Annotated in this window: 10 protein-coding genes and 2 pseudogenes; all 12 read left to right on the top strand. The window is 50.6% G+C overall.

All coding sequences use genetic code 11. The features are described from left to right. Positions 1-144: 144 nt before the first annotated feature. The 12 genes and pseudogenes from mmsA to IPI86_RS18870 all read left to right on the top strand — a co-directional run bounded on the left by mmsA (position 145) and on the right by IPI86_RS18870 (position 13,791). Entirely contained in the window at positions 145-1,686 is a 1,542-nt protein-coding gene (gene mmsA / locus IPI86_RS18925; RefSeq protein ID WP_345299579.1) for a multiple monosaccharide ABC transporter ATP-binding protein, read from the top strand. After that, positions 1,683-2,846: a multiple monosaccharide ABC transporter permease gene (gene mmsB / locus IPI86_RS18920; RefSeq protein ID WP_345299578.1), complete on the top strand. Its 1,164-nt coding sequence runs from the start codon at positions 1,683-1,685 to the stop codon at positions 2,844-2,846. The genes mmsA and mmsB overlap by 4 nt, the downstream gene beginning before the upstream one ends. A gap of 157 nt (positions 2,847-3,003) precedes the next feature. Continuing rightward, positions 3,004-3,474: a heme-degrading domain-containing protein gene (locus IPI86_RS18915; protein ID WP_345299577.1), complete on the top strand. Its 471-nt coding sequence runs from the start codon at positions 3,004-3,006 to the stop codon at positions 3,472-3,474. Position 3,475: 1 nt separating this feature from the next. Continuing rightward, a complete protein-coding gene (locus IPI86_RS18910) occupies positions 3,476-4,642 on the top strand; it encodes a Gfo/Idh/MocA family oxidoreductase (protein WP_345299576.1) in 1,167 nt (388 codons plus the stop codon). A gap of 84 nt (positions 4,643-4,726) precedes the next feature. Then, positions 4,727-5,716, top strand: a complete 990-nt coding sequence (locus IPI86_RS18905; RefSeq protein WP_345299575.1) for an NAD(P)-dependent oxidoreductase — start codon at positions 4,727-4,729, stop codon at positions 5,714-5,716. A gap of 74 nt (positions 5,717-5,790) precedes the next feature. Continuing rightward, positions 5,791-7,388, top strand: a pseudogene (locus IPI86_RS18900) (FGGY-family carbohydrate kinase). Between the two features lie 36 nt (positions 7,389-7,424). Next, entirely contained in the window at positions 7,425-8,117 is a 693-nt protein-coding gene (araD, locus tag IPI86_RS18895; RefSeq protein ID WP_345299574.1) for an L-ribulose-5-phosphate 4-epimerase, read from the top strand. A gap of 15 nt (positions 8,118-8,132) precedes the next feature. After that, positions 8,133-9,639: pseudogene (gene araA, locus IPI86_RS18890) on the top strand (L-arabinose isomerase). Between the two features lie 62 nt (positions 9,640-9,701). Continuing rightward, positions 9,702-10,685, top strand: a complete 984-nt coding sequence (locus tag IPI86_RS18885) for an aldo/keto reductase (RefSeq protein WP_345299573.1) — start codon at positions 9,702-9,704, stop codon at positions 10,683-10,685. Positions 10,686-10,694: 9 nt separating this feature from the next. After that, entirely contained in the window at positions 10,695-11,549 is an 855-nt protein-coding gene (locus IPI86_RS18880) for a hypothetical protein (protein WP_345299572.1), read from the top strand. Positions 11,550-11,657: 108 nt separating this feature from the next. After that, positions 11,658-12,827: an MFS transporter gene (locus IPI86_RS18875; protein ID WP_345299571.1), complete on the top strand. Its 1,170-nt coding sequence runs from the start codon at positions 11,658-11,660 to the stop codon at positions 12,825-12,827. Further along, the gene (locus IPI86_RS18870) at positions 12,811-13,791 is read left to right on the top strand and encodes a Gfo/Idh/MocA family oxidoreductase (protein ID WP_345299570.1); all 981 of its coding nucleotides are present in this window, start codon (positions 12,811-12,813) and stop codon (positions 13,789-13,791) included. Before IPI86_RS18875 ends, IPI86_RS18870 begins: the two co-directional genes overlap by 17 nt. Positions 13,792-13,837: the final 46 nt, after the last annotated feature.

Below are 13,837 nucleotides of genomic sequence, written 5' to 3'. Positions count from 1 at the left end.
TGAGGCAATTGTGCCTCATACACCACTCTATATAAAAACAAGACTTATGCTGAAAGAGTTTGTTTCTGAGGTTTTGTGAAATTTGAATTAGAATTGCATTATTGAATAGCAATTTCATTTTATATAGGCCAAGGACGCGAAACCATGTCTGATGTCATTTTGGAAATGCGCAATATCACAAAAACCTTCCCTGGTGTAAAAGCGCTTAATAATGTAAGTTTTAGCGTGACTCAGGGAGAAATCCATGCTCTGGTGGGAGAAAACGGAGCGGGAAAATCGACCCTGATGAATGTGTTAAGTGGCATATATCCATACGGCACATATCAAGGAGAAATCTATTTTCAAGGCAAGGAATGTCGGTTTCGAGATATCACCGAATCTGAAAAAGTTGGACTTGTCATCATCCATCAGGAACTTGCGCTGATTCCTTTTCTTTCCGTAGCCGAAAACCTGTTTCTTGGCAACGAGCGCGCCAAAAATGGTGTAATTGACTGGAATGAATCCATTTCAAAAACCGCAGAATTGCTGGAGCGAGTGGGTTTGCACGAGTCGCCTAACACACTGATTACAAATATGGGCGTGGGCAAACAGCAGTTGGTCGAAATCGCCAGGGCGCTGGCAAAAGAAGTAAAGCTTCTGATTCTGGATGAACCCACGGCTTCCCTAAATGAAACTGACAGTGAAAAACTGCTTGAACTATTGCTCCAATTTAAAGCACACGGTATTTCCTCGATTTTGATTTCCCATAAATTAAGTGAAGTCAATAAAGTAGCAGACTCCATCACGATTCTTCGTGACGGTACCACAATTGAAACGTTGGACTGCAGGAATGATACTATTACCGAGGACCGGATCATTCGTGGCATGGTGGGACGGGATATAACACATCGTTTCCCGCCGCGCGACTCGAAAATCGGTGAAGTGATTTTTGAAGTGAGGGATTGGAATGTATATCACCCGCTTCATGAAGATCGAAAAGTAAGTACTAATGTGAATATCAACGTCCGGAAGGGCGAAGTTGTCGGGCTTTCGGGGTTAATGGGGGCTGGAAGAACTGAATTGGCAATGAGTATTTTTGGCCGCGCCTATGGTACCCGTATTAGCGGTAGCGCTTATAGAAACGGGAATGAAGTAGACATCAGCAACATTGATAAAGCCATCGCGAATGGAATTGCCTATGCAACGGAAGACCGCAAAGCGTATGGGCTGGTCCTGATCCAGCAAGTCAAAAATAATATTACCCTGGCGAATCTGGAAGAAATTTCCACTCGTCAAGTGATCAATGAACCTCAAGAAATGAAGGTCACCAGTGAATATCGGGATAATCTTAATATTAAGTGCTCCAGTATTCAGCAACTGGCTGTAAATCTTTCCGGTGGTAATCAACAAAAAGTTGTGCTTAGCAAATGGTTGTTTGCAAGTCCGGAAATTCTGATTCTGGATGAACCCACGCGCGGCATTGATGTTGGGGCAAAATATGAGATTTACACCATTATCAATCGTCTGGTCAGCGAAGGAAAAGGGATCATTGTGATCTCATCAGAATTGCCGGAGATTTTGGGGATTTGTGATCGCATCTACGTGATGCGTGATGGCAAAATTGTCGGTGAAATGCCTGCCAGCGAAGCGTCTCAGGAAAAAGTAATGAAATACATTATGACACAACAAGAGGTAGTGGAACAATGAAAACCCTGACAACACTATTCAAAAACAATGTTCGTGAATACGGCATGTTGATCGCGCTTATTACGGTCATGATATTCTTCCAGGTACAGACCGACGGCGTACTGATGAAGCCCGTGAATATAACCAACCTTGTTCTGCAAAACAGCTACGTCATCACCATGGCGATGGGTATGTTGTTGATTATCATCACCGGTGGGATTGACCTGTCGGTAGGCTCGGTTGTTGCTGTAATTGGAGCACTTGCGGGCGTACTGATAGTTAGGTACGATGTCAATTGGGTTTTAGTCGTTGCCCTCTCTCTCTTGCTCGGCGCAGGCATTGGCGCTTTTCATGGGTATTTTGTTGCGTATTTAAAAATCCCAGCCTTTATTGTCACTTTGGCAGGCATGTTGATCTTTCGCGGTTTGACAATCGCTCTGCTGCGGGGAGAATCGGTCGGACCTTTCCCAAGAGGCTTCCAGAATATAAGTTCCGGGTTTATTCCAGATTTTTTTCACTACGAAGGGTTTCATATTACCACCATGCTGATTGGGGTAATACTTTCAGTTTTATTAATATGGCTGGATTTGCGCGGGAGAAAAAATCAGCAAAAGTATGGCTTTGAAGTAACACCCTTCTATTTTTTTGTTGTCAAAAATATTGCGATTACTGCAACAGTTATGGGTCTTTGTTATTTGATGGCTTCCTACAAAGGGATTCCGACTGTGCTCGTGCTCCTTTTTGTGCTGATCACATTCTATGCTTTTATCACCACTTCGTCGGTGATTGGTCGCCGTATTTATGCGATGGGTGGTAATGAAAAAGCCGCCAGACTCTCGGGTGTCAATACACCACGCTTGTTATTCTATACTTTCATTAATATGGGTGTTCTCGCTTCCCTGGCAGGTTTGATCGTTGCAGCTCGTTTAAATAGCTCCACGCCTAATGCCGGAGACGGTATGGAATTGGATGTTATCGCCGCCTGCTTTATTGGAGGCGCATCTCCCATGGGCGGCGTCGGCAAAGTTATTGGCGCATTAGTCGGGGCTTTTCTCATTGGTGTTTTGAATAATGGCATGTCCATTATGGGAGTCGGAATCGATTGGCAGAAGGTAGTCAAAGGCATCGTGTTGTTGCTTGCTGTTTTGTTCGATGTCTACAACAAGAATAAGAGCGCATAATAAATAGCATTCATGACGAGAGCAGTTCTAGTCTAACTGCTCTCGTTTTCAACAAAAAAGACCTCATCAATATCTCTGTAAATTTTCCAAAAAAAAATATCTATGTATCGGTTAAAGCGAATTGGGTTTTCGTAGGTGTCGTATTGCCAAAGGACCAGTGAATGGAAGACATTCTAAAACAATTGCTTCAAGAGAGCAGGAACTTCAGTTCACCAGTTTCAACGAATCCACTGCCTGGCAGATCGGAACCCAGATGGTGGAACACGCCATGCGTGAGAACCTCCCCGTCACCATTGACATCACCCGCGGACAGCACCAACTCTTCCACGCCAGCATGCCAGGCACCGCCGCGGACAATGACGAGTGGGTCAAGCGCAAGGTGCGGCTGGTGAATCGCTTCGGTCATAGTTCGTTCTACATGGGGCAAATGCTCAAGCACAAAGGCAAAACAATCGAACAGTCTTATCTCATCTCTGAAAGTGAATTTGCCGCGCATGGCGGCTGCTTCCCTATTATCGTAAAAGGCACAGGCATGGTTGGGACGATTACCGTCTCTGGCTTGCCGCAAGAAGAAGACCACAAATTAGTAGTTGAATCGATCCGCGCATTTTTAGCCAAGGAGAAATAAGATGTCTTTGAATCCAGTGATCGACATGTTGGGACGCAGACTGCGGCTCGCCGTCATCGGCGGTGGGACGGGGTCGTTTATCGGTGCCATGCATCGCCAATCGGCGCGGCGCGATGACCGCTATCAGATTGTGACAGGCATCTTTTCGTCTGACCAAGCCAAATCGAAGAAAGATGCGAGCGAACTTGGTTTCGAGTCAGACCGCATGTATCACGATGCCAAAGCATTGCTTGATGGCGAAGCATCCAGAAAAGATGGCATTGACGCGGTTGCCATCATGACCCCGAACGACAGTCATTTTGATTATTCGATGTGGGCGCTTGAGCGCGGCATTGATGTGATCTGCGACAAGCCCATGACCAACACGCTCGCCGAAGCCGAAGCCTTGCACAAAAAAGTGCAGGAGACGGGTTTGGTGTTTTGCCTCACGCACAATTACACGGGCTACCCGATGGTGCGGCAGGCGAAGGCGATGGTGGAAGCGGGCGACCTCGGCACGATACGACTCGTGCAGGTGGAGTATGTGCAGGGCGGCAAGGCGGATGAAGAAAAAACGTTCTCGCCTGATAACTGGAAGTTCGACCCCGTGCGCGGCGGACCTTCGCGCGTGATGGGCGACATCGGCACGCACGCGCATAACCTGACGAGATTCATCACGGGCTTGGAAGTGGACGAAGTGGCGGCGGAAGTTGGCGCGATTGTGCCGAAGCGCATCATCCATGACTTTGGCGGGGCAATGCTCCGATTCAGTAACGGCGCCCGCGGAAGTTTTTGGGTGACGCAAGCCGCGGCTGGAGTGGAGAATTGTTTGCGCATTCGCGTGAGCGGCACGAAAGGCTCGCTCGAATGGATGCAGGAATTTCCGCAGGCGCTCACCTTCAAACCATTGAAGGCGCCTTCTCAAAATCGCACGCCAAACGGACCTGGCACATTGCCGCTCTCCGCTCGCTGCACTCGCTTGGTCGCAGGGCATCCCGAAGGTTTCCCCGATGGCTTTGCAAATATTTATTCCGATGCCGCCGAAGCGATTGCCGCTCGTCGCGCAGGCAAAAAAGCAGACCCACTCGCGCTCTACTTCCCGAATTCATTCGACGGTTTGATGGGCGTGCGCTTTGTGGATAGCGTCATCGCATCCAGTGAAGCGAATGGGCAATGGACGAAATGCTGATGAAGAGCGACCGTAGACCGCAGACGATGGACGACAGACAATGGTCCGTGGTCTATCGTCCATCGTCCAAAGAAGCAGGTGAGTATGTCTAACAACATCATCCTCGTCACTGGCGCGACAGGCAAAGTAGGCAAGACTTTCATCAATCGCCTGTTGAATGATTCGCGTTTCAATTCTTTCACGGTTCGCGCGTTGTGCCATAACCGCGAGCTTCCCCCTCACCCACGCATTCAAAACATTCACGGCTCCATCGAACATCGCGACCTTGTCGAAAAAGCGATGGACGGCGTGACGCATGTTCTGCATCTCGCAACCGTCAAAGAGACGCCCGAGCAAATTATGGATGTGGCGGTCAAAGGTCTCTTCTGGCTGCTCGAAGCCTGCCGCACCAGCGCCACCTTCAAGCAGTTCATCATGGTCGGCGGCGATGCGGGCATGGGGCATTTCGTTTATCCGCATCCCATCCCCGTCACTGAAACCCAAAAACATTCCGCCTACCCTGGCTGTTACGCGCTCTCCAAAGTTCTCGAAGAAGTGATGCTCGAACAGTATTACATCCAATACGATCTCAACGGCTGCTGCCTGCGCGCGCCGTGGATCATGGAAAAGGATGATTTCAAATATCAACTCTCTTTCGGAGAGGATGTCTTCGGCGGTCCGCGCTGGCGTGATTTTGTGGATGAGAAAACTGCGGATGACTACGTGCGGACGCAGACCATCCCGATCATGCTTAATCTGGAAGCTGTTCCCGTTAAAAGAAACTTTGTCCACGTTGACGATTTGGTCAGCGCGATCCTGGCTGCCATCGACCACCCCAAAGCCCGCCAGCAACTCTTCAACATCTGCATGGACGAACCCGTGGACTACGGCGAGATGGGCAAGTATTTGAATTCAACTCGCGGCTTCCCCACCGTGGAGATCAAAACCGAATTCCACTCCACATGGCTCGATAACACCAAAGCAAAGTTTTTACTCGGCTGGCGTCCTGAATATGATTTGAAGAAAATAATCGATGCCGCCTTTGATTACGTGCGCTCAGAGGATGATCCGCGCAAGATTTGGTATCCAGGATAAACAGACCATAGACGACAGACGATTGACCATGGTCTACGGTCTATCGTCCATCGTCCGAACTACAGGAGATCAATATGGATAAAAACGAAATCGCAAAATCAATCGAAAGCGGCAAGACCGTCCTTGGCATTGAACTTGGTTCCACCCGCATCAAGGCTGTGTTGATCGGCGAAGATCATGCGCCGATTGCCTCAGGAAGTTTTGAGTGGGAGAACCAATACGAGCACGGCGTCTGGACATACAGTCTGGACAATGTCTGGAAAGGCTTGCAGGAGAGTTATCAGAACCTCAGCAAAGAGGTCTCTGAAAAATACGGCGTCACGCTCAAGACTGTCGGTTCAATGGGCTTCAGCGCCATGATGCACGGCTATCTGGCGTTCGACAAGAACGACAATTTACTCGTCCCCTTCCGCACCTGGCGCAATACGATGACGGGACAAGCCGCCGAGAAACTCACCGACCTCTTCCAATTCAACATCCCGCAGCGCTGGAGCATCGCCCATCTGTATCAGGCGATATTGAACAAGGAAGCGCATATCAAAGACATCAGCCACCAGACCACGCTGGCGGGCTATGTCCACTGGAAGTTGACGGGGCAAAAGGTGATGGGCGTGGGTGAAGCCTCAGGCATGTTCCCCATCGACAGCAAGATCAACGACTACGACAAAAAAATGCTTGGGCAGTTCAATGACCTGCTCAAAGCAGAAAAAATCTCGTGGAAGCTCGAAGATATTTTGCCAAAGGTTTTAGTAGCAGGAGATGCCGCTGGCACGTTGACCGAAGAAGGCGCGAAACTGCTCGACCCAAGCGGAGGACTCAAGGCTGGCATTCCGCTCTGCCCGCCTGAGGGAGATGCAGGCACGGGCATGGTAGCCACCAACAGCGTGGCAGAGCGAACGGGCAATGTCTCGGCTGGGACATCCGTCTTCGCCATGATCGTGTTGGAAAAGGCGCTGTCCAAACTCTATCCCGAAATTGACATGGTCACCACGCCCACAGGCAAGCCTGTCGCGATGGTTCATGCCAACAACTGCACCTCCGACCTCAACGCCTGGGTGGGACTCTTCCACGAATTTACCAATGCGCTCGGCGTGGAAATCAGCCAGTCCAAACTGTTTGAGATGCTTTACAAATCAGCGCTCGCGGGCGATGCCGATGGCGGTGGATTGCTCGCCTACAACTATCTCTCAGGTGAATCCATCACAGACTTGACCGAGGGACGCCCATTATTCATCCGCACCCCTGAAAGCCGCTTCACTCTGCCGAACTTTATGCGCACACACTTGTTCTCGTCGGTGGGCACGTTGAAGATCGGCATGGATATTCTCTCGCAGGAAAACGTAAAACTCGACCAATTGCTGGGTCATGGCGGGTTCTTCAAAACCGAAGGCGTTGGTCAAAAGATCATGGCGGCAGCGATGAACACCTCCGTCTCGGTGATGGAAACCGCGGGCGAAGGCGGCGCATGGGGCATGGCTCTGCTTGCCGCGTATGTGCTCAATAAAACAGGAAATGAAACACTCGAAGATTATTTGAATAAAAAAGTATTTGCCAACGAAAAAAGTTCCACCATTGCACCTGACAAAAAGGATGTGGATGGTTTCAATACATTCATGGAACGCTACAAGAAGGTCTTGGCATTGAACGCGCGGCGGTGGAAGGGTTTAAGTAGGTCACGTTTTCAACGTGACTGACCTACGGAGAAATGATGTTGAAGAAACTCAAAGAACAAGTATTTCAAGCAAACCTGCTGCTTCCCAAACACGGACTCGTCACCTTCACGTGGGGCAACGTCTCTGGCATTGACCGCGAGAAGGGATTGGTCGTCATCAAACCTTCTGGCGTTCCGTACGAGACGATGAAACGTGACGACATGGTTGTTTTGGAATTGGAAACAGGCAAAGTGGTAGATGGCGAACTCAAGCCATCCTCCGATACGCCCACGCATCTGGAACTGTACAAAGCTTTCCCGAACATCGGCGGCATCGTCCACACCCACAGCCGTTGGGCGACGAGTTTTGCGCAGGCGGGTCGCGGCATTGCGGCGCTCGGCACCACGCATGGCGATTATTTTTACGGCGAAATCCCCTGCACAAGAAAAATGACTGTCGAGGAGATTCAGGCTGAGTACGAGAAAGAGACGGGGACCGTCATCATCGAGACATTCAAAGATAAAAATCCAGATGCCATTCCTGGCGTGGTGGTCTACAGTCATGGTCCATTTGCATGGGGCAAGGATGCGATGGATGCCGTTCACAATGCGGTGGTGATGGAAGAGGTCGCGTTCATGAATATTCAAACCATGATGCTCAACCCGAACATTCAACCCATGCAACAGGAATTGTTGGATAAGCACTATTTGAGGAAACACGGCGCAAACGCCTATTACGGACAGAAATAAAAAGGAGATGCAATCATGATCGATCTAAAACAATATGAAGTTTGGTTCATTACGGGCAGTCAGCATTTGTATGGTCCCAAAACCCTGGAGCAGGTTGCCGAGCACTCGAAAGAGATCGCGGCGGCGCTCGGCGCTTCCAAGCACATTCCTGTGAAGGTGGTGTTCAAACCCGTCCTCACCACGCCTGATGCCATTCGAGATCTATGCCTTGAAGCAAATTCTTCGAAGAAGCTGCATCGGTCTCATCGCGTGGATGCACACCTTCTCCCCCGCCAAGATGTGGATCTCTGGCTTGACCCTGCTCAAGAAACCGTTCGCGCATTTGCACACGCAATACAACCGCGAAATTCCGTGGTCAACCATTGACATGGATTTCATGAACCTCAACCAAGCCGCGCATGGCGACCGTGAATTCGGTTTCATCGGCAGCCGCCTGCGCATCGAACGCAAGGTGGTGGTTGGTCATTGGGCTGACGATGAAGTGCAGCGACAGTTGGGCGTGTGGTCTCGTGCCGCATCTGCATGGGCAGATTGGCAGGGCGGCAAGGTCGCTCGCTTCGGTGACAACATGCGCGAAGTGGCAGTGACCGAAGGCGATAAAGTTCAATCCGAGATTCAGTTCGGTTACTCCACCAACGGCTACGGCATTGGCGACTTGGTCAAATACGTCAACGATGCCACCGATGCGGAAGTGGATACGCTCATCAAAACCTATCTCGATGAATACGATGTCGTCGCTGAACTCAAACCTGGCGGCGCGAGGCACTCGTCCCTGCGCGATGGCGCCCGCATCGAACTCGGTCTGCGCGGATTCTTGAAAGACGGCGGCTTCATGGCGTTCACCGACACCTTCCAAGACCTGCATGGACTGAAGCAGTTGCCTGGTCTCGCGGTGCAGCGTTTGATGCGCGATGGCTACGGCTTCGGCGCGGAAGGCGATTGGAAGACCTCCGCTCTCGTGCGTGCCATGAAGGTCATGAACGCGGGTCTGCCTGGCGGCGTCAGCTTCATGGAAGATTACACCTATCACTTCAGCGCCAGCGGCGACAAAGACCTCGGCGCGCACATGCTCGAAATTTGCGAATCCATCGCGGCACACAAACCCAAGCTGGAGATTCATCCGCTCGGCATTGGCGGGAAGGAAGACCCCGTCCGCCTCGTGTTTGACTCGCAGCTGGGTGCCGCTGTCGGAGCTTCCATCGTCCACATGGGCAATCGCTTCCGCATGGTCGCCAGCGTCGTGGATGTCGTCCCGAACGATGCGCCGCTCCCCAACCTGCCCGTGGCTCGCGCCTTGTGGGTTCCGCGCCCCAACCTCTCGGTCGCTGCAGCAGCATGGATCTACGCAGGCGGCGCGCATCACACCAGCTTCAGCTACTCGCTCACCACAGAACACCTGCAAGACTTTGCAGACATGGCTGGCATCGAGTTCCTCGTCATCGACGAGAACACCCGCGTACAGGAATTCCGCGAGAAACTGCGCTGGAACGATCTGTACTATCACTTGAATAAGGGCTTGTAAACTATCAAACCCTAAAGGTCTTAAAGACCTTTAGGGTTTCTTTTGAACAAAGGAAACACATCATGCAATATCGCGAACTTGGACGAACAGGGTGGAAGGTTTCAACAGTTTCATTTGGGGCATGGGCAATCGGCGGCTCATGGGGAAAAGTGGATGATAAAGATTCACTGGCAGCCTTACATCGCTCCATTGACTTGGGCGTCAACTTCATCGACACCGCCGATGTCTATGGCGATGGCCGCTCGGAGCGTTTGGTGGCGCAACTCCGCAAAGAGCGCAGCGAAACCATTTATGTGGCAACCAAGGCTGGGCGCAGACTCGATCCGCATGTGGCGGGCGGATACAACCGTGTCAACCTCACTGCATTCGTGGAGCGCAGTCTCAAAAATCTAAACACCGAAGCCATTGACCTTTTGCAATTGCACTGCCCACCCACCGAAGTCTTTTACATGCCTGAAACATTCGGCGTGTTGGATGATCTTGTCCACGCGGGCAAGCTGCGTCATTACGGCGTGAGCGTGGAAAAAGTGGAAGAGGCGCTCAAGGCAATTGAATATCCCAACGTGCAGACCGTGCAGATCATTTTCAACATCTTCCGCCAGCGGCCTGCGGAGTTGTTCTTCGCTGAAGCCATCCGCCGCAAGATCGGAATTCTCGCACGCGTCCCGCTCGCCAGTGGAATGTTGACTGGTAAATTAACGTTCAAGTCCACCTTTGAAGCGGACGATCACCGCGCATTCAATCGTCACGGCGAATCATTTGACCGCGGCGAAACCTTCTCAGGTGTGGATTATGAAACTGGCTTGAAAGCTGTTGAGGAATTGCGCGCGCTCGTCCCTGCAGGCTGGACAATGCCGCAGTTCGCCCTGCGCTGGATCCTGATGTTCGATGCTGTGACATGCGCCATCCCTGGCGCAAAGAATCCTGCTCAAGCGGAGGATAATGTCAAAGCGGCAGACCTGCCGTCCCTGAGTCCCGAGGCGATGGAAACCATCCGCGCGATCTACAATTCGCATGTCCGCGATCTGGTTCACAATCACTGGTAATTAATCATAATGAATAAACGCGCCTTGAAAAACGACTTTCTGCAAATTGAATACTTCACGGCTTCCCAGCGGATCATGGGGCTTTCCCTCGCGGGCAAGCCCAACATGCTCGCAGATATCGGCGGTACGCCTCCCATCCAAACACCGTGGGGTGATTTTCATTTTCGCGGCGGACATCGCTTGTGGCACTCGCCAGAGGCCATGCCGCGCACGTACGCGCCAGATACGGGCGAAATGACAATTACCGACCTGCCGGACGGCGTGATCCTTGAAACGCAAACAGAACCAGGGACGGGCATTCGCAAGCGCATTGAAATTCATCTTGCGGCAGATAAGCCGTCCGCCACTCTGACGCACACTCTCATCAATGATGGATTGTGGCCCGTGGAATTGGCCCCATGGGCGATCACTCAATTCCGCCTGGGCGGCACAGCGATTTTGCCCATGCCAGTTGGAAATGCTGATCCGGCGGGCTTGCTTCACAACCGCCAATTTTCACTTTGGCCTTATACGCGCATCAACGATCCGCGACTCAAGTTGGGCGATGAATTTATTTTGTTCAAAGCAGAAGCAGCCCTGCCGCCCTTCAAGATCGGTTACTTCAATCCGCACGGCTGGCTGGCCTATTGGCTGGACGGCGTTTTATTTCGCAAGACATTCGAAACACAAATAGGCTTGACATACCCAGACAATAATTGCAACGCAGAGATCTATTGCGGAGATCTATTTATAGAACTTGAAAGCCTCGCCCCGCTTACAAAGCTGGAGCCTAACGCATCAGTGACACATACTGAGACATGGGATATGTTTTCTGACACGGATATCCTGCCCAGGAATGTCCAGAAAATGCTGGCGGTTTCATAAACTCTCAATCCCGGTGAAGATCGAACAATTACCGGGATTTTTTATTTTTAATCTCATCTAACAATTAACGCATACATCCAAACCATAGCCAGTATAATTTCCATCATCATGCAAACTAAAACCTCAAAAAACACAATCCTTCTTCTGACAGCAGGGTGCTTCCTCTCCTTTTTCGTTTTCGGTTTTACCGACAATCTCAAAGGTCCCACCCTGCCAGCCATGATCGCAGAACTGAACATCAATTACGGCACAAGCGGAAATATTTTCTTCGGCCAATACTTTGGTTTTCTGATCACGTCCTTTATTGCCGGTCTCCTTGCAGATCGATTCGGGTTAAAAACAGTGCTTGTTATCGCCGGGCTCCTTCTGGTAGTCGGTGTCACCGGATATAGCTCCTTTCAAAGCGCGGTTTGGCTGGGTATTTCTCTTTTCCTCATCGGGCTGGGACTCGGAGCGATTGAACTCGGGGCGAACGCCGCCATCGTGGAGGCTCATCCAGAAAAGAGAGGGCTCTTCTTAAATCTCATGGCGGTCATGCATGGACTAGGCTCGCTGCTTGCGCCGCTTTTCGCAGGTTGGTTACTTTCCATCAATGTGACCTGGCGCGGAATCTATCGCTGGGATATCGCCTTGATCCTGCTGTTCATCTTTTTATTTTCTTTCGTTCGTTTTCCCAAATCGAAGGAACAAAACAGCATCGATTTCAAGCACATCGCCCAGATCGCATTCAAAGGTGACCTGCCCTGGTTCTATTTTGCAATCGCCTTTTATGTTGCCGCCGAGATTGGAATGTCGTCCTGGCTGGTGACATTTCTTCAGGAGATCCGTGGGGCGAGCGTGGCATCAAGCACACAAACGCTTTCCCTGTTTTTTGCAATGCTAATGCTCGGTCGGCTTGGCGGTGGATTTGTCGTTCAGCGGCTCGGATATTTACGAGCGATCCTGTTTGCATCCATCGGGTCGCTTGTGTGTATTGCAGCAGGCATATTCACAGACTTCAGTTTTCTTCTCCCCACCACCGGGCTTTTCTTTTCGATCATCTTCCCAACTTTCACAGCAGCCGTGTCAGTTGATCATCCTGAAAACACAAACTCAATTCTTGGCATCCTTTTTACCTTTGCGGGTCTGGGCGGCTTGATCGGCCCATGGGTCATTGCCTGGGTAAGCGATCTGTTAGGCCTGCAATTGGGTTTTTCTGTTGGCATCATCTTCGCCGCCCTCATGCTTGTCGCCGTATATATTTTAGAGAAAGGAAAACGAAATGGAAAGAATACTTAACTGGGGATTGCTCTCCACCGCAAAAATAAACCGAGCCTTGATCAAACCTCTCAACGCTTCAAAACGGACCCGCTTACTGGCCGTTGCTTCGAGGAACATTTCTTCAGCCGAAGCATACGCCCGCGAGTGGAAAATTCCACGCGCACACGGCAGCTATGAAGCCCTGCTCAACGACCCTGAGATCGATGTGATCTACAATTCCCTGCCCAATCACCTGCATGCCGAATGGACGATCAAAGCCCTGCGTGCGGGCAAACATGTCTTATGCGAAAAACCTTTTGCTGTTTCACTGAAAGAAGTCGATGCGATGATCGCTGCATCGAAAGAGACTGGCAAGGTATTGGCTGAAGCCTTCATGTATCGTCACCATGAACAAACGATAAAAGTAAAAGAGATCGTCGATAGCGGTGAGCTTGGCACACTTCAACTCATCAAAGGCGCCTTCAGCTTCAAGCTTGAACGCGAAGGCAATTATCGTTGGATGACAGAAATGGGCGGTGGAAGTATTTGGGATGTGGGCTGTTATCCCATTTCATACGCCCGAACCATTGTCGGCGCTGAACCTGTTGACGTATTTGGCTGGCAGGTTACAGGTGAAGGTGGAAGCGATGAAGTTTTCGTCGGTCAAATGCGATTCAAGAACGACATCCACATGCAATTCGATTCAAGTTTTAGATGTCCACATCGCTCATATTTGGAGATCGTGGGTTCGAAAGGCGTATTGAAGATATCCAACCCGTTCAAGCCCGGAAAAACTAATACAGTGCAATTAATTCAAGAGGACAAGGAAAAAACGATCAACATCAGAGGCGGCGAGCTTTATATGGGAGAAGTGGATGACATGTGCGATGCGGTCTTGCAGGGTAAGTCTCCTCGAGTCTCACTGGCTGACAGCCGCAATAATACCGCAGTGATCCTGGCTCTGCTCGAATCGGCTAAAAGCGGAAAACTCGTTATTGTATAAGTTCTTTTACGGGTTTATAATTACGCCACTATATTCTTTTGACTGG

Source organism: Candidatus Villigracilis affinis (assembly GCF_016705895.1).
Classification (GTDB): Bacteria; Chloroflexota; Anaerolineae; order Anaerolineales; family Villigracilaceae; genus Villigracilis; species Villigracilis affinis.
The sequence above is the reverse complement of the archived record's forward strand: the minus strand, read 5'-3'. Positions and strand labels throughout refer to the sequence as shown.

Coding starts and splice junctions, on each gene's coding strand:
- mmsB (WP_345299578.1), top strand. CDS start 1,683: ATGAAAACCCTGACAACACTATTCAAAAACAATGTTCGTGAATACGGC.
- mmsA (WP_345299579.1), top strand. CDS start 145: ATGTCTGATGTCATTTTGGAAATGCGCAATATCACAAAAACCTTCCCT.
- IPI86_RS18880 (WP_345299572.1), top strand. CDS start 10,695: ATGAATAAACGCGCCTTGAAAAACGACTTTCTGCAAATTGAATACTTC.
- IPI86_RS18875 (WP_345299571.1), top strand. CDS start 11,658: ATGCAAACTAAAACCTCAAAAAACACAATCCTTCTTCTGACAGCAGGG.
- araD (WP_345299574.1), top strand. CDS start 7,425: ATGTTGAAGAAACTCAAAGAACAAGTATTTCAAGCAAACCTGCTGCTT.
- IPI86_RS18885 (WP_345299573.1), top strand. CDS start 9,702: ATGCAATATCGCGAACTTGGACGAACAGGGTGGAAGGTTTCAACAGTT.
- IPI86_RS18905 (WP_345299575.1), top strand. CDS start 4,727: ATGTCTAACAACATCATCCTCGTCACTGGCGCGACAGGCAAAGTAGGC.
- IPI86_RS18910 (WP_345299576.1), top strand. CDS start 3,476: ATGTCTTTGAATCCAGTGATCGACATGTTGGGACGCAGACTGCGGCTC.
- IPI86_RS18870 (WP_345299570.1), top strand. CDS start 12,811: ATGGAAAGAATACTTAACTGGGGATTGCTCTCCACCGCAAAAATAAAC.